General features: G+C 38.4%; 18 protein-coding genes. 14 read left to right on the top strand and 4 right to left on the bottom strand.

What is annotated here, in order from left to right:
* Nucleotides 1-52: 52 nt before the first annotated feature.
* The 5 genes from rlmH to I597_RS10070 all read left to right on the top strand — a co-directional run bounded on the left by rlmH (nt 53) and on the right by I597_RS10070 (nt 4,817).
* Nucleotides 53-526, top strand: coding sequence for a 23S rRNA (pseudouridine(1915)-N(3))-methyltransferase RlmH (rlmH, locus tag I597_RS10090; protein ID WP_035324851.1), 474 nt, complete (start codon nt 53-55; stop codon nt 524-526).
* Nucleotides 527-624: 98 nt separating this feature from the next.
* A complete protein-coding gene (locus tag I597_RS10085; protein ID WP_021778991.1) occupies nt 625-1,245 on the top strand; it encodes a YqaA family protein in 621 nt (206 codons plus the stop codon).
* Nucleotides 1,246-1,821 carry a non-canonical purine NTP diphosphatase gene (locus I597_RS10080; protein WP_035324852.1) on the top strand — a complete coding sequence of 192 codons (576 nt, stop codon included), beginning with the start codon at nt 1,246-1,248 and terminating at the stop codon, nt 1,819-1,821.
* A gap of 183 nt (nt 1,822-2,004) precedes the next feature.
* Complete coding sequence (locus tag I597_RS10075; RefSeq protein ID WP_035324853.1) at nt 2,005-3,933, top strand: DEAD/DEAH box helicase; 1,929 nt, start codon at nt 2,005-2,007, stop codon at nt 3,931-3,933.
* A gap of 80 nt (nt 3,934-4,013) precedes the next feature.
* The gene (locus tag I597_RS10070) at nt 4,014-4,817 is read left to right on the top strand and encodes a carboxypeptidase-like regulatory domain-containing protein (RefSeq protein WP_394357292.1); all 804 of its coding nucleotides are present in this window, start codon (nt 4,014-4,016) and stop codon (nt 4,815-4,817) included.
* Nucleotides 4,818-4,854: 37 nt separating this feature from the next.
* Here the strand turns inward: I597_RS10070 and I597_RS10065 are convergent, their stop codons facing one another.
* Nucleotides 4,855-5,511, bottom strand: coding sequence for a TrmH family RNA methyltransferase (locus I597_RS10065; RefSeq protein ID WP_035324855.1), 657 nt, complete (start codon nt 5,509-5,511; stop codon nt 4,855-4,857).
* 61 nt (nt 5,512-5,572) lie between these two features.
* Between I597_RS10065 and I597_RS10060 the strand changes: the two genes are divergently transcribed.
* From I597_RS10060 to I597_RS10035, 6 genes are all read left to right on the top strand, one after another.
* Nucleotides 5,573-6,265 carry an SIR2 family NAD-dependent protein deacylase gene (locus tag I597_RS10060; RefSeq protein ID WP_035324856.1) on the top strand — a complete coding sequence of 231 codons (693 nt, stop codon included), beginning with the start codon at nt 5,573-5,575 and terminating at the stop codon, nt 6,263-6,265.
* Nucleotides 6,262-6,843 (top strand): hypothetical protein, encoded by a 582-nt coding sequence (locus I597_RS10055; protein ID WP_035324857.1) that lies wholly within the window; start codon nt 6,262-6,264, stop codon nt 6,841-6,843. The genes I597_RS10060 and I597_RS10055 overlap by 4 nt, the downstream gene beginning before the upstream one ends.
* 137 nt (nt 6,844-6,980) lie before the next feature.
* Nucleotides 6,981-7,682, top strand: a complete 702-nt coding sequence (locus tag I597_RS10050; RefSeq protein ID WP_035324858.1) for a hypothetical protein — start codon at nt 6,981-6,983, stop codon at nt 7,680-7,682.
* Nucleotides 7,683-7,785: 103 nt separating this feature from the next.
* Complete coding sequence (locus tag I597_RS10045) at nt 7,786-8,871, top strand: acyloxyacyl hydrolase (RefSeq protein WP_035324859.1); 1,086 nt, start codon at nt 7,786-7,788, stop codon at nt 8,869-8,871.
* Nucleotides 8,868-9,683 (top strand): head GIN domain-containing protein, encoded by an 816-nt coding sequence (locus I597_RS10040; protein WP_052111690.1) that lies wholly within the window; start codon nt 8,868-8,870, stop codon nt 9,681-9,683. The genes I597_RS10045 and I597_RS10040 overlap by 4 nt, the downstream gene beginning before the upstream one ends.
* Before the next feature lie 62 nt (nt 9,684-9,745).
* A complete protein-coding gene (locus I597_RS10035) occupies nt 9,746-10,126 on the top strand; it encodes a LysM peptidoglycan-binding domain-containing protein (protein ID WP_201771773.1) in 381 nt (126 codons plus the stop codon).
* Between the two features lie 149 nt (nt 10,127-10,275).
* Here I597_RS10035 and I597_RS10030 read toward each other — a convergent pair whose 3' ends face one another.
* The 3 genes from I597_RS10030 to I597_RS10020 all read right to left on the bottom strand — a co-directional run bounded on the left by I597_RS10030 (nt 10,276) and on the right by I597_RS10020 (nt 13,600).
* A complete protein-coding gene (locus tag I597_RS10030; RefSeq protein ID WP_035324861.1) occupies nt 10,276-11,742 on the bottom strand; it encodes a sigma 54-interacting transcriptional regulator in 1,467 nt (488 codons plus the stop codon).
* A 55-nt stretch (nt 11,743-11,797) separates the two neighbouring features.
* Nucleotides 11,798-12,919 carry a vWA domain-containing protein gene (locus I597_RS10025; RefSeq protein ID WP_035324862.1) on the bottom strand — a complete coding sequence of 374 codons (1,122 nt, stop codon included), beginning with the start codon at nt 12,917-12,919 and terminating at the stop codon, nt 11,798-11,800.
* An 87-nt stretch (nt 12,920-13,006) separates the two neighbouring features.
* Entirely contained in the window at nt 13,007-13,600 is a 594-nt protein-coding gene (locus I597_RS10020; RefSeq protein ID WP_035324863.1) for a fasciclin domain-containing protein, read from the bottom strand.
* A gap of 249 nt (nt 13,601-13,849) precedes the next feature.
* On the opposite strand from I597_RS10020, the gene I597_RS10015 reads away from it, so the two are divergent.
* The 3 genes from I597_RS10015 to I597_RS10005 all read left to right on the top strand — a co-directional run bounded on the left by I597_RS10015 (nt 13,850) and on the right by I597_RS10005 (nt 19,171).
* Nucleotides 13,850-17,044, top strand: coding sequence for a WD40/YVTN/BNR-like repeat-containing protein (locus I597_RS10015; RefSeq protein ID WP_035324864.1), 3,195 nt, complete (start codon nt 13,850-13,852; stop codon nt 17,042-17,044).
* A gap of 2 nt (nt 17,045-17,046) precedes the next feature.
* Nucleotides 17,047-17,724: a DUF2490 domain-containing protein gene (locus I597_RS10010; protein WP_035324865.1), complete on the top strand. Its 678-nt coding sequence runs from the start codon at nt 17,047-17,049 to the stop codon at nt 17,722-17,724.
* A 232-nt stretch (nt 17,725-17,956) separates the two neighbouring features.
* Nucleotides 17,957-19,171 (top strand): bifunctional alpha/beta hydrolase/OsmC family protein, encoded by a 1,215-nt coding sequence (locus tag I597_RS10005; RefSeq protein ID WP_035324866.1) that lies wholly within the window; start codon nt 17,957-17,959, stop codon nt 19,169-19,171.
* Nucleotides 19,172-19,173: the final 2 nt, after the last annotated feature.

Genomic DNA, 19,173 nt, shown 5'->3' with positions numbered 1-19,173 from the left:
TAAGGAAACACAAACACATCCATCGTCATAGAGAGATTTGTATTTTTACAAAATGAATATAAAACTTCTATGCGTAGGTAAGACAGATAACAAGCAGCTACAGGCACTCGTAGATGAGTACAGCAAGCGCTTGAATTTTTATATTAAATACAATATTGAGACTCTTCCAGATATAAAGAATGTAAAAAATCTCAGTGAGCAAGAGCAAAAGACTAAAGAAGGTGCCCTCATACTTTCAAAATTGGGCCCCTATGACCACCTTGTGCTCTTTGACGAGAATGGCAAATTATTTTCTAGCGTGGGGTTTTCTAAGTTTTTACAAAAAAAGATGAACAGTGGTATAAAAACTTTAGTCTTTGTGATAGGAGGTCCCTATGGTTTTTCTCAAGAAGTTTACAATAAAGCGATAGGTAAAGTATCTTTGTCACAAATGACCTTCTCCCACCAGATGGTACGTTTATTTATCACAGAGCAAATTTATAGAGGGTTTACCATTTTAAAAGGAGAACCTTATCATCATCAATAAACCGAGCCCTACATAGTTTAACCAATATTTATGAGTACTAAAGATGCAAAGACGCCGTACTCACGTTATTTTTGTAATACATATACGACTACTATTTAATGAGTTCAAAATCAGGCATAAAAAAGAAAAATAGACTACAGTTACTGCACCAGTATTATGTATACACTGGCTTTTACTCTTTTCTTAAAGATGCACTTAAAAAAGCACTACCACCTATACTATTTGTTGTAGCTGCCATAGTATGTATACACTACTTTGTAATAGACCTTAACACGGCATTACAATACGTGATAGATAATTACTCTAACTTCTTAGTGCTTACTTTATTCTTTGTTTCGGAGTCTATACTCGGTATTATTCCTCCAGAGCTTTTTATAGCTTGGAGTGATAAAACTAGCGATCCTGTATTATATCTTTCTATTATAGCCCTACTATCTTACCTAGGTGGTGCTGTCTCTTATTTTACGGGAAGAGCTTCTCTAAAAATACCAGCGGTACACAACTACCTTGAAGTAAGAATGGAAAAGCATTTAAAAAATGCTCGTAAATGGGGAGGGTTCTTAATTTTAGTAGGAGCTTTGCTCCCATTACCCTTTGCCGTAGCAAGTCTTGCTGCTGGTATGATTCGTTTTGATTTTAAATATTGGGCACTCTTTGGTCTAGCGCGTTTTGTACGTTATGCGATTTATGGAGCAGCCATTTTTAGCCTTGTCTCTTAAATGAAGTTAGTCTTTGCAACACACAACCTTAATAAACTTAAGGAAGTACAAGCCCTAGTACCAGAGCATATCAATATTTTATCACTTACAGATATAGGCTGTGATGAAGATATTATAGAAGATGCACCTACAATAGAAGGCAATGCGATTATAAAAGCACAATATGTACGTAATCATTATGGCTATGATTGCTTTGCAGATGACACGGGCCTTGAGGTTACCGCCCTAGACGGTGCACCTGGGGTATACTCAGCACGATATGCAGGACCTCAAAGAAGTGCTTCAGATAATATGGATAAGCTTCTTATAGCTCTTGCAGTAAAGCAAAATAGAACGGCGAGGTTTAAGACGGTTATCGCTTTCGCGAAAGCAGAGAAAATAGAGACTTTCACAGGCATATGTGAGGGAGAAATTACAAAAGAACGCTATGGAGATGACGGTTTTGGTTATGATCCTATCTTCAAACCTAACGGCTACGAGGCCACTTTCGCCCAAATGGCGATGGCGCTAAAAGGTAAAATAGGCCATAGAGGGCGTGCGATGGAGCAGTTTTTATCTTACTTAAGAGACGAGTAAATTACGTTCTTTAAAAAAATTACCAAGTCACTTTACGATTATTCAATTATATATAGTACTTTTGCACCTTGAAAAACCTCAGGGTGAGGTACGGCCACTATTTATGGCACGTGTTGATTGAAGCAATTGGTTAATAAGTCGTTGCGCTTCCTACAGCACGATAACTTATTAAAATTTTGTCTTATGACATTTGATCAACTGGGCCTAAACGCGCCCTTACTTCAGGCTATCGCCGATATGGGATTTGAAACCCCGTCAAAAATCCAAGAAGAAGCTATCCCACAACTACTCGCCGAAGATCGCGATATGGTTGCACTTGCACAAACAGGTACAGGTAAAACTGCTGCTTTTGGTTTTCCACTATTACAAAACATTGATGCTTCAAGTAAGACCACACAAGGTCTTATTATAGCCCCTACTCGTGAGCTATGTCTCCAGATTACTAACGAGATGAAAAACTATGCAAAACACATTAAAGGTGTGCGCGTAGTAGCTGTTTATGGTGGTTCTAATATACAAGAGCAAGCTCGTGAGATCTCACGTGGTGCTCAGATTGTAGTTGCTACACCAGGACGTATGCAAGATATGATGCGTCGTCGTATGGTAGATATTACAAAATTAAGCTACTGTGTTCTTGATGAGGCAGATGAGATGCTTAATATGGGATTCTATGAGGATATTACAAATATTCTTGCAGACACTCCAGAAGATAAACTTACGTGGCTCTTTAGCGCGACAATGCCTAGAGAGGTTGCACGTATTGCAAAAGAGTTTATGCACGACCCACTAGAGATTACAGTAGGTCATAAAAATGAAGGTGCAAAGAATGTATCACACGAGTACTACGTTGTACACACACGTGATCGTTACCAAGCGCTTAAGCGTCTTTCTGATGCAAATCCAGATATATTTTCTGTAATATTCTGCCGTACTAAGAGAGATACTCAAAAAGTTGCAGAGCAACTTATAGAAGATGGATATAATGCAGGTGCGCTACACGGTGACTTAAGTCAGAATCAGCGTGACCTTGTTATGAAGAGCTTTAGAAATAATCAAATACAGATGCTTGTTGCAACAGATGTTGCTGCACGTGGTATAGATGTAGATGATATTACACACGTTATAAACTACCAACTTCCAGATGAGATAGAGACATATACGCACCGTTCTGGTCGTACAGGTCGTGCTGGTAAAACTGGTACCTCTATGGTTATTGTGACCAAGAGTGAAATGCGTAAAATCAAGCAGCTCGAAAAGATTTTAGCAAAGAAGTTTGATCAAAAAACAATTCCTGACGGAAAAGAGATCACACAAGTACAGTTATTTCACCTTGCAAATAGCATAAACAACACAGAGATCAACCAAGAGATTGATGCTTATCTTCCAGAAATAGAAGAAGTACTTAAAGACAATACTAAAGAAGAGCTTATAAAGAAAGTGTTTTCTGTAGAATTTACACGCTTCTTTAATTATTACAAAAAAGCAAAAGATCTTAATCAAAATGCTGTTGCAGCGTTTAAAGAAGAGTCTGGTGATACAACACGTTACTTTATAAACGTAGGTCGTAAAGACGATTTTGACTGGATGAAGCTTAAGGACTTCTTAAAAGAAATGACAGGCTTAGGTCAAGACGGGATATATCGTGTAGATTGTAAAGACGCCTTCTCATTCTTTAATACAGATACAGAGCATAAAGAAAAAGTACTTGCACTCTTTGAAGATTATCAACTTGATGGTCGTCGTGTAAGTGTAGAAGAGACACAAGGCGGCGGAGGTCGCGGTGGTAACCGTGGCGGTGGCGGAAGAGGCCGCAGTGGCGGTGGCCGTAGAGGTGGCAATGATGGCTTTAGAGGCGGTCGTAGCGGTGGCGGTGATCGTCGTCGTAGCAGTGGTGATCGTGACAGATCAGACAGAAAACGCAGTGACCGTCGTGGCGGTGACCGTGATCGCAAGTCTAGCTATGGAGAAGATCAAGGAAGGTCTAGAAATCGCTCAGAAAGATCAAGTAGATCGGAAGGCAGATCAGATCGTAGAGGACCAAGTCGTACTCCAGACAGAGCTACAGAAGGTAATAAAAGCCCATTTTCTGGCAAAAGACGCCGTCGCAGCTAGCCTAAAGTGTTAGAATTATTGTAAAAGTTAAATTTTGGTATGGTTTTCTCATAGGATTGCATAAATTGCTACTCTATATGATGAAAACCATACTTTTTTTATTTCTACTTGCCGTATGCACAGTAGGATACTCGCAAGAACCAGCTACCCCAACTGGAGAAACTTCTACAAAGGAGCTTCAAGATGGATTTATAGATGGTAAAGTTTTAAGCAGCAGTACAGATATTGCTTTACAAAACGTAAACATTCTCAACCTCTCAAACTTTAAAGGAGCTACTACAGATAAGCTAGGTAACTTTGACATTAAGGCTGCCGTAAATGATACATTATACTTTTCATATTTAGGTTATAAATCGCTCAAAGTAAGAGTAAGTTCTGACTGGATAAAATATGGAGATGTAAAAATCAAAATGACAGAAATAGGCATCGCCCTAGAAGAAGTGGTTGTAGAAGAAATAGAACTTACCGGCTACTTAGAGATAGATGCAAAGAGAATCCCTATTTACAGCAACCAGCGCTATAGCATTTCTGGTCTTAACTCTGGTTATGAAGTAGGTCAAGGACAGCCTGGTGCCGTGTCACGCGTGCTGAGCTCTATTTTTAACCCTGCAGATTTTCTTTACAACATATTCAGCCGTAAGAAAGGACAATTGCGCAAGCTACGCCAGATGAAAGAAGATGACAAAGTGCGTAACCTTCTTGAACGTAAATTTGACCGCGAGACTCTGGGCGCTCTACTTCAAATAGACCGTGTAGATATAGATGCTATATTAAAAAATTGTAGCTATTCAGATAACTTTATAATGACTGCAAATGACCTTCAGATTCTAGATGCCATAAGTGAGTGTTATGAAGAGTATCGAGTCTTACAAAATAAAGATTAAGAGATAATTTTAATTATGCTTTCGCGAAAGCGTACTCCTACACTCTTTCATCTAGATAGCGCTGCTCAATGCGCGCTACATCTTTAATCATTTTACGAGTCCAGGCGAGCTTTTTATCAAAAAGTTCTTGCTCAGAAAACTTCCAGTCTACATCCGAAGCTTTGAGCTTAGTCATTATATGCTGCAAAGTAATCGCCGCCGAAACTGAGATATTGAGACTCTCAGTAAAGCCTACCATAGGTATATAAATAAAATCGTCTGCCTCCTCCATCACGAGATCGCTTAAACCTTCTGTCTCTCTACCAAAAAATATAGCAGCCTTCTCAGCCACATCAAACTCTTCTAGCCTGTGTGCATCTTTATGTGGTGAGGTGGCAACAATCTTATAGCCCTGCTCACGCAATGATTTGATACAACTAGAAGCACTATTGTGACGAGATACATCTACCCACTTTTGAGCCCCCATAGCAATCTCACGATCTATACGCTTTGCGTTTACTTCCTCTATAACGTGCAGTTCTTGTACTCCAAAAGATTCACAGCTACGTATTACGGCACTCGTGTTGTGTAATTGATATACATCCTCTACAGCCACGGTAAAATGAGTTGTGCGCTCGCGTAATACTTTATCAAATAATGCTACGCGACGTTCGGTTAAAAAAGATTGCAGGTAGGTTAAGAGGTCTTGATCCATTAAAAATTGTTTACTGGTAAAGATACTGTACTTTTAAAGTGTAAAAAACCTATTGAAGAGTATGCAAAAAGTTGTTGTATTATCTGGCGCTGGTATGAGTGCAGAGAGCGGTCTTAAAACCTTTAGAGATGCAAACGGTCTTTGGGAAGGTCACGATGTAATGCAAGTGGCGACACCAGAAGGCTGGAAAGCAAACCAAGAGCTTGTTTTAAAATTTTACAACGAGCGCAGGAAGCAATTACTAGAAGTCTTACCTAACCAAGGACATCTTGATCTTGTAAAACTAGAAGAAGCCTATGATGTACATATCATCACTCAAAATGTAGATGATTTACACGAGAGAGCGGGTAGCTCAAAAGTTATACATCTACACGGTGAATTACTTAAGGTGCGTAGCTGCAATGACCCGTCTCAAGTTTTAGAATGGAAAAAAGATTTAAAAACTGGTGATTTATGCCCTCAAGGAGGCCAGCTTAGACCACATATTGTTTGGTTTGGAGAAGAAGTACCGCTTATGGAAGAAGCCTCTGTGTTAGTTAGTGAGGCAGATTATATAATCATAGTAGGCACCTCTATGCAAGTATATCCTGCTGCTGGACTTATCACTCTAGCCCAGCCAAATGCAGAGATTTTTTTTATTGACCCTGCACCATCTATCACACAAAGAAAGGGACTAACGATACTCCCAGAGAGAGCAACAACAGGAGTTAAAAAAGTGGTAGATACACTTCTTTCTAAACAAACTAACAATTGACACTTAACGAGCTTTATAAAGATCTAGACTACGTCAATCACAGTCGTGAGAAGCGCGCCTACTATGCGCAACTTATTGTTGATAATCCTGAAGCATTGAGACACGTACTAGAAATTCTATTTATGGTAGATGACCCAAGGTCTAATCGTGCTGGATGGCTTGCGGAGTTTGCTATAAAAGAAGATATGACTATTATTCTCCCACATCTTGACTACTTTACAACTCATATGCACACAGTCTATCAGGATTCTGCTCTTAGACCGGTTGCTAAAATTTGTGAATACCTTACCACCTCATATTATAAACACGAGCATCCAGAAACCAAAAAGAAACTTCTATCAAATCACAAGAATCATATTACAGAATGCGGGTTTGACTGGTTAATCACAGATCAAAAGGTTGCTGTAAAGGCTTATACTATGTCTACATTGTATTATTTAGGTACCGAAATAGACTGGATACATCCTGAATTACAACGAATTATGGAAGACGGATATCATACCGGGAGTGCAGCTTTTAAGGCCCGATGCAGACACGTTAATAAATGGATTAAAAAATTCAACAAACTGCAATCTTAACACTGTAAAACGCAGTAAAATCAACGATTACATAATCTAATGTTTAAAGAAAAGTTAAAAGTAGTTAAAGATGAGATTTTAACACTTAAAACTTTCTTAATCCTGTTATATTTGGGCTTTAAACACAAAAACTTCTTATGATTTTACGTACACTATTTATTGCTGGTTTCCTACTAACGGCAACAGTTTCAACTGGACAAAATACTTTTGGAGGCGGCGGCTCTTCTACATCTGCAAATTCTGTTTTTAATCAGAAAATGAACCTTGGATATAAAGCTGGAGCAAATCGCGTTGAAGATAAAAAAATTGATGGATCACCTTATCTTTTTGAAAATTGGGATCGTGCTGCTACGGTTGTAACAAAGGCCGGTGAAAATCTAAAAATTGAAAATGTAAACTTTGACGGCAGAAGAAATAAAATTGTTGCAAAAATCAATAAAGATTCTATTTACACATTTAACTCTCTCGCGGTTGATAAGGCTATTATTAATGGTAAAACATTTGTAAATATAGAATCTCCTAATAGTGCTGTCATAAAAGTTTACGAACTTGTTGTAGAAACACCAGAATTTAAAATATTAAAAGATCACGTAGTAGATATAAACGAGGGAAGCTCAAACCCAATGCGTGGAACAACGGTTGCTCGTTACATACCTAGAGAGTTTTATATGCTTCTTAAAAAAGATAGTTTTGAAAAATTCAGTCTTAGAAAGAAGAAAGTACTTAAGCTTCTTACTGCACAAGAAGAAAAAGTAAAAACCTTCGTAGATAAAAATGATTTAAATTATAAAAACGAAGAAGACCTAAATAAGATAATGGAATTTTACACAGGTCTGTAAAAGCAATAACCTACATACTAAAAAGCCGCCTACTGGGCGGCTTTTTTTAGTATGTAGATAGTAATTATAATTATCTATACATTCGCAGTACGACCAGATTTATATGTATAAAAATTTTCTAGCCGCTGTAGGCCTCTTGTACAGTAGTTTTATGTTTGCTCAAGACAGTAATCCTTTTGAAGTAGAACTCAACTACTTTTATGGGAGTATATTGAGACACAACAAAGACATCACATCGCTCATAACTGGGCATCCAGAAGGGTTGATTTTAAGTTATAACAAAAAAACCTACGGCAATCAAGAATGGTCCAGAAGATATAATTATCCTGACTACGGATTCACATTTGCCTATCAAGATCTTAAAAATGACAACCTAGGCAAGACCTATAACGCCCTAGCGCATTACAGTTTCTACTTTCTTAACCGAAAACTTATGTTTAGAGTTGGTCAAGGTATTGGGTATAGTACAAATCCTTTTGACATTGAAACTAATGTGGCAAATAACGCTTATGGATCAAGGTTTTTTAGCGCCACACTTGTAATGCTTAACTACAAGCAACCTATCACTCCACAAATATCATTACAAACAGGACTTACCTTTTTACACGGGTCAAATGGTAATTTTAAAGCACCTAATACAAGTACAAACACGCTAGCAATTAACGCAGGTGTGGTCTATAAAAATAAACCGATTCCAGACTATATTCCCAGAGGACCTAGAGAACGCTATACAGAGCCTATAGGTTTTAATTTTGCTCTTAATATGGGGCTTAACGAGAGTGATTATGTTGGGCTGGGTCAAGAACCATTCTTAATCTTGACTGCTTATGCAGATAAGAGATTGAGTAAAAAAAGTACCATTCTTGCTGGAGGGGAATTCTTTTTCTCAAAATTCTTAAAGAACGAAATTGAGTTTCTATCTGTAGCCTTCCCCTCATTTGGTGTTACAAAAGACCAAGATTGGAAACGAGCAGGTGTATTTGTTGGTCACGAATTGCGATTTAATAAAACCGCACTTATGACGCACGCCGGTTATTATGTGTACTATCCTTATGATTTTGAAGGTAGGTTCTACCAGCGCGTGGGGCTTAAACACTATATACAAGAAAAATACTTTGTTTCTGCTGCCGTAAAAACACACGGAGCAAAAGCAGAGGCAGTAGAATTTGGATTAGGAATACGATTATGATGACAACAAACTTCAGATTTATAAGGGCTATATATACGCTTTCGCGAAAGCGTAATTCCCTCCTACTCGCCCTACTGCTAGCATTTTTCATTTCTTGCGACTCTGAAGATGCAAATGATTGTTTTCAAACAGATGGAGATATCATAACGTATACTCTTGATGTGGATACATTTTCAAAAATCCAAATGGAAGATGACATACGCGTTATACTTAAAGAAGGACCTCAACAAGAAGTTATCGTTGAAACTGGCGAAAATCTAGTGCCAGACCTCAACCTCTTTGTAGAACAAGAAACACTTGTACTGCAAAACCTAAATGGTTGTAATTTTTTACGCGAGTATGGTAGAACTCTTGTTACTGTAACTTCTCCAAATATTACTCGCATACGCCAGGCTTCTGCCTTTGAGATTACCAGTGAAGGTTTACTCAACTATGAATCATTAACTATTGTGAGCAACTCAACTGCTAATAGCCTTAACATTACAGATATTAATAAAAGTGGTGCTGTGACGCTCCATATAAACAGTACTAACCTGGTGGTTTCTGCAAATGGATCAAGTAATATTACAATGTCTGGAAGTGTTGAAACGGCATCTATAAACTTTAGCGATGAGTTTCCGCAATTCAATGGTAGAAACCTTGAGATAGGTGATTTGACCTTTAACCATACCAGCGCTGCACAAATGGTAGTAAATCCTCAAAACAGCCTGCAAGGCGTTATAAAAGCCACAGGCGACCTTATATCTGTTACAGAACCGCCGCTAGTCGATGTAGATGTGCTTTTTACAGGGCAATTAATTTTTGAAGATTAGATTAATTACAATATCTTAAACACTTTGTATATTAAAAACAAATTAACACTAATACTAAAATAATGGTAAAAGCAAAATATCAAAACGTTCTTGACCTTGGAGAAAAACTTAACATCCAGAACGGAGATGTAAAAGAAGAAAATGGAGTACTTCACGTAAGAGGAACTGCAACAAATCAATATGAGAAAAACCAACTTTGGGATGCTATAAAAGCGGCTGGAGGAGAAAATCCAGGTGACATTGTAGCAGACATTAAAGTTGCAGATACATCTGTTTATGCACGTCATACAGTAGCGAGTGGAGACACACTAGGCAAGATTGCAAAACATTATTATGGAGACGCAATGAAGTACAAAGAGATCTTCGAAGCAAATAAAGACATCCTTAAAAACCCAGATGTTATACATCCAGATCAAGAATTAGTAATTCCAAACCTAGGATAATATAAAACATCCCACAAAGAATTATATTCATAAAAAAGCTCCTTTTTGAGGAGCTTTTTTCATTTTAGTCTAATCTAAAAATTTCACACTAAACATTTTAAATCAAATACTTACAATGATTATATAAATAAATAATTTATATTTCAAAATTATCCTAATCCTGAGATGTAATTTCCATAAAGATCATTAAAACGCATCCCTGTGGTGAGTTTATACTTGCTCAGTTTCTTATATTCTACAAGTCCAAAAAGGATAAACTCTTTTAAGAAATAGCGGTCCTCCTCTACTGTTTCGGGCTGATATTTATTTACGAGTTCTTCTAAAGGTGTAATGCTGTCTAGCATTAATTTGTATTCTTTGTCAGTCAAATTATCTTCAAGTTCAAAACCACTTTGCTCAAAGAACCAAGCTAAGACATCACCATAAGGATCTTCTTGATTATCTTTTACAAGCTTTTCGATCTTTGGAAAATAATCATCAAAAAGTGATCGCGTTGCATCACCTATAAGAATTTTTGCAACCTCATCTGCTCCCTCTTGCTCTCCTTCATATACTAATTCTACCTTTCCGGTAATCGCAGGAATTATACCCATAAGATCAGAATATCGTATTGTAGTAGTTGTATCTCCAGATAACAACATACGACGCTCTGCTGTACTCATTAAGTTTTCAAATGCCGTTATACTCATACGTGCACTTATACCACTCTTTTCATCTATATACTCGCTCTCTCTAGCTACAAAACCTATCTCTTCTATAAGATCTTTTACTAGATTAGGTACGTGTACTTTAGTTTTCTGGCGCTCGTCTAGATTTGCTTCTTGATCTGTTATAGTACGGGCGATAGCCACTGTTTCTGGATAGTGAGTAAGTATTTGAGAGCCTATACGGTCTTTAAGTGGAGTAACTATGCTTCCTCTGTTTGTATAATCTTCTGGATTTGCAGTAAAAACAAACTGCATATCAAGTGGTAGTCTCAATTTAAAGCCGCGTATTTGAATATCGCCTTCTTGTAGTATATTAAACAAGGCCACTTGTATACGTGCTTGTAAATCTGGTAACTCGTTGATTACAAAAATTGACCTGTTTGCACGAGGAATCATTCCGTAGTGTATCACGCGGTCGTCTGCATAACTCAATTTAAGGTTTGCTGCCTTTATAGGATCTACGTCACCTACTATATCTGCAACAGTCACATCTGGTGTTGCGAGCTTCTCTGCAAAGCGCTCAGATCTATGCACCCAGTCTATAGGTGTGTCATCTCCTTTTTCCTTAATAAGCTCTGTAGCATACCTCGAGATTGGATTAAGCGGATCATCATTAATTTCTGACCCTGCTACTATAGGCATCCACTCATCAAGGAGATTTACCATTTGACGTGCAAGTCTAGTTTTTGCTTGACCACGTAGCCCTAATAGATTGATATTATGTTTACTTAATATGGCCCTTTCTAGTTCTGGTATAACCGTATGCTCATAACCGTGTATACCTGTAAATGTAGGTGTACCAGCTTGTAATTTTGATATAAGGTGCTCGCGCAACTCTTCTTTTATACTTCTAGATGACCACGATACTTCTTTAAGAGCTCCTAGTGTTTTTATTTCTGTATGATTCATAGCTATTCTTATTTTACCTCATCTCACAATGAGGTATCTATTCTTTTTTTTACAGTTATTTTATTCTCTTCTTTCTGTTGCTTTCATAATCTTGAAAGATCATCTCTCCTAGACCTTGCAGTCCTGTATAGAACGCTTTTCCTTGGTTTGCCTCAATAAAATTATCTACAAACTGTTGCAGGTAAGGGTCATTTGCAATCATAAATGTTGTGATAGGTATATGAAGCTTACGTGCTTGTCTAGCCATACTGTAACACTTGTTTACAATATACTCGTCTAGTCCATTTGGGTTTTTATAGTAGCGCCCATCTTTAAGCTTTATACAAGACGGTTTACCATCTGTAATATTAAAGATCTGTTTATTTGAGTTACGCTTACGTCTCAAGATATCCATAGCCAGATTAAGACCTGCTACTGTGTTAGTGTGATAAGGACCCACTTGCAAATACGGTAAATCTTTAATTTTGATAGGCCAGGCATCGTTCCCATATACAATTATATCTAAAGAGTCTTTTGGATACCTCGTTGTGATGAGCTGTGCTAGTGCCATCGCTACCTTTTTGGCTGGAGTAATACGGTCTTCTCCATAAAGTATCATACTGTGTGATATATCTATCATAAGTACGGTACTCATTTGTGCTTTAAAGTGGGTTTCTTCTACCACGAGGTCGCTTTCGCGTAAGCGGAAATCTTCTGCACCATTATTAATTTGGGCATTACGCAAACTTTCTGTCATAGAGATGCGCTCTAGCCCATCACCAAAACGATACTCGCGATAATCACCAGTATGCTCATCTCCTCTACCGTTAAGTTTTGACCTGTGGTTACCCTGAGAGCTCTTTTTAAGCTTCCCAAAAATTTGATCTAGGGCTCTCTTACGTATGGCCCGCTCTGTCTTCTCTGTGATAGCCGTGCCGTTATTACCGTCTGGCTTAATTTCTTCTCGTATGTAGCCTTTGTCTTTAAGCTCCTGTACAAAATCGTCTAAGGTATACTCATCATTTGTGAGTTTATATTCTTTATCAAGCTCTTTAAGCCAGTCCATCGCCTCGTCAAAATCACCAGAGGTGTGGGTGATGAGCTCTTGAAATATATCAAGCAGCTGGTCAAAAAGGGATTTTTGCGGAGCGTCATAGGTTTTGAATACAAAACCGCTCCTATTTTGTTGTTTTCTCATAGCTGTATAAAATTACTACCTAATAGGTCAATAAAAAAGCGCCCCTACTGAGGCGCTTCTTAATTCTTTATTAAATGTGGGTTGTAATTACTTCCCTTTAGGCATAATTACAGTGTCTATAGCGTGTATTACTCCGTTTGAAGCATCTACATCTGTCATAATAATTACAGATGTCCCACCTTTTGCATCCTTAATAACAACGTTTTCTCCGTCCATCATTAAAGTAATTTGCTCTCCCATCACAGTGTTTGTACTAAAAGAACCATTATTCTTCTTGATAGCCGCAACTACGTCACCAGCCATATACTCACCAGAAACTACGTGGTAGGTTAAGATATCTGTTAACATTGCTTTGTTTTCTGGCTTTACTAGAGTACCTACAGTTCCTTCTGGTAGTTTTGCAAAAGCATCATTTGTAGGTGCAAATACAGTAAATGGTCCTGTACTAGATAAAGTTTCTACAAGTCCTGCTGCTTTTACAGCTGTTACTAATGTTGTAAAATTTTCATTACCTACAGCGATATCTACTATTGTACCTGGCTCTTCTACCACAGGCTCTTCTAGCTCTACTACGGCTTGTGCAACTTCCTCATTTGTTTCTGTTGCTTTTTCTTTAGTTCCTTCGGCGCAAGAAGCAAATAATAATCCTGCTGTTGCTGCCATTAATAACATCTTTTTCATAACAATTGGTTTTTTTATTTGTTCAAAGATATGTTCATATTATTAAACAAAAAGCTAATGTTATACCAATATCTTGTTAATTATTTCATAACGCTTTATTAGAGATATAATTACGCTTTCGCGAAAGCGTGAATAAAACCTTTAAAACATAGCGCATCCATTAACAACTATTTAAGAAATTAAGATTGTCTTTTAATTAACTTTAGTCCCTTGACCGAAAGGTCATTATAATTCAACCAAAATTTTATAATGAAACAACTCTTCTCACTCCTACTGATATGCATCTGCACAGTAGTATCTGCTCAAAAACTTGATATGTCCTTGCTCAAGGATGTACAACCCCGTAATATAGGCCCAGGCGGTATGTCTGGTCGTGTGACTGCTATAGATGTGGTTACAGATAATCCAGATGTAATGTATGTAGGTACAGCTTCTGGAGGTTTATGGAAATCTACGTCTGGCGGAATAAAATGGGATCCTATTTTTGAAAACGAGCTCACCGCCTCTATAGGAGCTGTAGCGATACAACAATCTAATCCATCTGTGATATGGGTAGGTACGGGAGAAGGAAACCCACGTAACTCTCTTAATGGTGGTTATGGTGTTTATAAATCACTAGATGGCGGTAAAACGTGGAAATCTATGGGATTAGAAAAAACCCGTCACATACACCGCGTTATTATAGATCCTACTAATCCAGATGTGGTTTATGTGGGCGCTATAGGTTCTCCTTGGGGAGAACACCCAGAGCGTGGCGTTTTTAAAACTACAGATGGTGGTAAAACGTGGAATAAGGTTTTATTTACAAACATCAAGTCTGGTGTGGCAGATATGGTTATGGACCCAACAAACCCTAATAAACTTATTGTAGCAATGTGGGAGCACAAACGTGACCCTTGGTTCTTTAAGTCTGGTGGTGAAGGTTCTGGTATGTATATGACTCACGATGGTGGTGACACTTGGAAAGAACTTACAGATCAAGATGGACTTCCTAAGGGAGAACTAGGTCGTATAGGTCTCTCTATTGCTCCCGGAAGTCCTAACGTGGTATATGCGCTTATAGAAGCAAAGAAGAATGCACTATACCGCTCTAACGATGGCGGCTTTAACTGGAAAAAGATTAACGACAAGAGTGATATAGGGAACAGACCATTTTACTATAGTGATATACACGTAGATCCTCAAAATGAAAATCGTGTGTTTTCTGTATTTACCTATGTAAACGTGTCTGAAGATGGTGGGAAAAATTTTGACCAACTTATGGGCGCTTACGGAGTAGATAACGGCGTACACCCAGATCACCACGCCTGGTGGATACACCCTAACAATGGGAAGTTTATGATGGACGGTAATGACGGCGGTCTTAACATCACAAAAGACGGTGGTAAGACGTGGCGTTTTATAGGTAACTTACCTGTAGCTCAGTTTTATCACATTAATGTAGATAATGAGTTTCCTTATAATGTATATGGAGGTATGCAAGATAATGGCTCGTGGAGAGGACCTGCCTATGTATGGAAAGCTCAAGGTATACGTAACGATTACTGGCAAGAAATCTCTTTTGGAGATGGTTTTGACGTAGTACCAGATCGCGATGACAGCCAGTACGGGTGGTCTATGAGTCAGCAGGGGTTTGTGAGCCGTTATGATTACAAAACTGGTAACAACTATGGGGTAAAACCTACACACCCAGATCCAGAAGTAAAACTTCGTTTTAACTGGAACAGTGCTATAAACATTGATCCTTTTGATAACAGTACCATATACTTTGGTAGTCAGTTTGTACACAAGTCTACAGATAAGGGACTCACTTGGGAAGTAATTTCTCCAGACCTTACTACAAACGACCCAGAGAAACAAAAGCAATCTGAATCTGGTGGTCTTACTATGGATGCCACCGGTGCCGAAAATCATACTACCATTCTGGTAATAGAACCATCTCCGCTTGAAAAAGATATGTTTTGGGTAGGTACAGACGATGGCCGTGTACATTATACTACAAATGGCGGATCTTCTTACACAGAAGTGTCTAATAACTTAAAAGGTTTACCAAAAGGAAGCTGGATAGTACAAATTAAAGCAAGTGATAAGAATAAAGGTGAAGCGCTTCTAGTTGCAAACGACTATAGACGCTTTAATTACACTCCTTATGCCTACAGAACTACCAATTATGGTAAAAGCTGGACGCGCATTGTAGATGAGAATGATGTGCAGAGTTATGCGTTATCAATTATAGAAGATCCAGAAGAGAAGAATCTATTATTCTTAGGTACAGATGATGGTCTTTATGTATCTATTGATGCTGGTAACAACTGGCAGAAGTGGACAAAAGGATTCCCTACTACTTCGGTAAAAGATTTAGTAATTCACCCTAGAGAGCACGATCTTGTAATTGGAACCTTTGGGCGTGCAGCCTGGGTTCTTGATGATATAAGACCACTACGTAAGATAGCGAGTGATAGAAGTACGCTTTCGCGAAAGCTACAACTCTTCACCCCTCCTACTGCATATGACGCGTCATACCAGCAACCTACGGGAAGTCGTTTTGGAGCAGATGCCATTTATAACGGTGAGAACAGAAAAAGTGGTGCGCAAATCGCTTACTATGTAACCAAACAAAAAGTAGATAAAAAGAAAAAAGGCGACGATAAAGATGCCGAAGAAGTAGATGAGGCAAAAGTAACTTGGGATTCTATCCACCTTAAAATATATGATGGTGCTAGACAGATACGTCACCTCAAGTGGAAAACTCCAGACAGTACAGGTATTTATAAAACTACTTGGTATATGAATGAGTCTGGTGGTGATCGCCCATCTAGAAGCATAAGAAAACGTAAGAATGAACCTAGAGGGGTTTCTGTAAAACCAGGAACTTACAAGCTTGTAATGCAGTACGGAGATCAAACAAGCGAGAGCGCTATCACAGTAGAGAGCGACCCAAGGTATGATGTGCCGCAAAAAGCAATAGACGATAGTTACAATGCTGCCAAAGATCTTGAAGCGATGACTCAAGTAGCCGCAGATGCTGTAAAACAACTTGTAGAGAGCAAGAACCTTGCAAATGATTACAAGAAAATGATTAACAAACTTGATGATAAAAAGGCGTATAAAGATGAGCTAGCCTCTATAAAAGATATGGACAAGCGCATAGATGAAGTAATCGCATTATACATAGGTAAGGTAGATAAAAGGCAGGGTATCACACGTAATCCAGAAATCACAGTGATGAATCGTATAGGTGCTGCCAGTGGTTATGTACGTAGTCGCCCTAACGGACTTACTACGACAGAGACTACTCTTATGTCACACGCGCGCAATGAGTTACAGAGCGCGCTAGAGAAGACTAATACATTCTTTAGCACTGAGTGGGCACCATTTGAAACTACGCTAAAAGCTATGGATGTAAGTAGCTTTAAAGAGATAAAAACGTTTAAATTAAACTAAGTATGAAAAAGCTTTTAGCCTTAATACTATTATTCTCATCTCTTGTATCATTGCAAGCCCAAGACCGTGGCGAAGATGATCTAGGCGCGTGGGCAATGATATTCACAAATAATAGAATATCAGAAAAGCTAAGCATACACGCAGAGGCACAGTATAGAACGTACGAGTTCGGGAGTAACTTTAATCAGTTACTCCTGCGTACGGCTCTTAACTACCATATATCAGACAAGGCTATGGCATCTTTTGGATATGGTAATATCACCACAGACACAAACTTTCTTGAGTTTGCAGGCGAAGAGAATGTAAATGAAAATCGACTGTATGAGCAGTTTGTTCTTAAAAATAGTCTTGGCAAGTTTAACTTTAGCCACAGATACAGATTAGAGCAACGTTTTATAAACAGACCTTCTGGTGAGAACACCACAGAGCATAGAGCACGTTACTTTTTACGAGTAACCTATCCGCTTAATGATAAATGGTTTTTAACCGCATATGATGAGATTTTTATTAATCTGCAGAATGACTTTTTTGGGCAGAATAGACTGTACGGTGCTCTAGGCTACAACTTTAGTGAGAACCTAAGTGCACAAATGGGATATCTCAAAAATGATTTTGCGGTAGACACCTATGACAGGTTTCAACTCGCTGTTTTTATAAAAACAGACTGGCGAAAGAAATAAGGATGATAACATCCCGTTAATGATTAAAAAACCTCAATCTTATGATTGGGGTTTTCTTTTTTACGCTTTCGCGAAAGCGGAATAGAAAAATATGATAAAAGTGTAAAAAACAAGAAGGATAACCTTTATTGTATATCAATTACACGTAATAATCGTACATTAAATTCTTTAAAGATAGGTTGCCCTTTTTCCTTCGACAGAAGAGCTACAACCATTAAACATATTACGTATTATGAGATCAAGTAAAATAAACTTTACAAATGCACACGGAGAAATATTGGCTGGAAGATTAGATCTACCTGCAAATCAAGACCCACATAACTTTGCCATTTTTGCACATTGCTTTACCTGTACAAAAGATTTTAGTGCTGTGCGCAATGTAAGTAGAGCACTTGCCTCTCAAGGTTTTGGCGTGTTACGCTTTGATTTTACGGGTTTAGGTGACAGTGATGGTGACTTTGCAGATACAAACTTCTCAAGTAATGTAGATGATCTCATAAGCGCTGCAGATTTTCTTGCCAAAGAATACAAAGCACCCTCTCTACTTGTGGGACACTCATTAGGTGGTGCTGCAGCAATTTTTGCAGGCGGTAAGATTGATACGATAAAGGCTGTCGCAACTATAGGAGCTCCTAGCAATCCAGTACACGTGCAAAAGCAATTAGGATCTCAACTTTCAGTAATAAAAGATAAAGGTCAGGCTAATGTAAAACTCGCAGGACGTGATTTTACTTTTAAAAAGCAGTTTATAGATAATCTAGAAGAAAACTCTTGTGTAGAAGCTGCTCGTAACTTGCACGAGGCTTTACTTATACTCCACTCTCCACAAGATGCAACAGTTTCTATAAAAAATGCCGAAGAAATATACCACGCCGCGCATCACCCTAAGAGTTTTGTAACTCTGGATGGATCTGAGCATTTACTTATTGACAAAGAAAATGCTGCTTACGTAGGTAAAATTATCGCTGGATGGGCCGCGAGATATATACCACAACCTGTTCAAGAGACTATAAAAACTACCTTTCAGGTAGTTGCAAGTCTAGATGAAGAAGATGGGTTTACAACCTTACTAAAACTAGGCAATCACCATATGAAGGCAGATGAGCCGGTACGCGTAGGCGGAAACGACTATGGCCCTACTCCCTATGAGTTACTCGCAGGAAGTCTTTCTGCTTGTACGGCAATGACCATACAGATGTACACAAAGCGTAAAAAGTGGGTGATAGAAAATGTTGAGGTGCACACCAGTTACAGTAAAACGCACGCTCAAGATTGTGTTGCTTGTGAAGATAATCCTTCGGCAAAGATTGATACCTTTCACCGTGAGATTAAAATAACGTCTGATCTTGATGAGAAACAACTCAACCGTCTTTTACAAATCGCAGATAAATGCCCGGTACACAAAACCCTTCATAGCGAGACTCAGGTAATCACAACACTTAGATAAGG

The organism is Dokdonia donghaensis DSW-1, from assembly GCF_001653755.1.
GTDB classification, from domain to species: domain Bacteria; phylum Bacteroidota; class Bacteroidia; order Flavobacteriales; family Flavobacteriaceae; genus Dokdonia; species Dokdonia donghaensis.
This window is presented reverse-complemented; position numbering and strand designations above follow the sequence as displayed.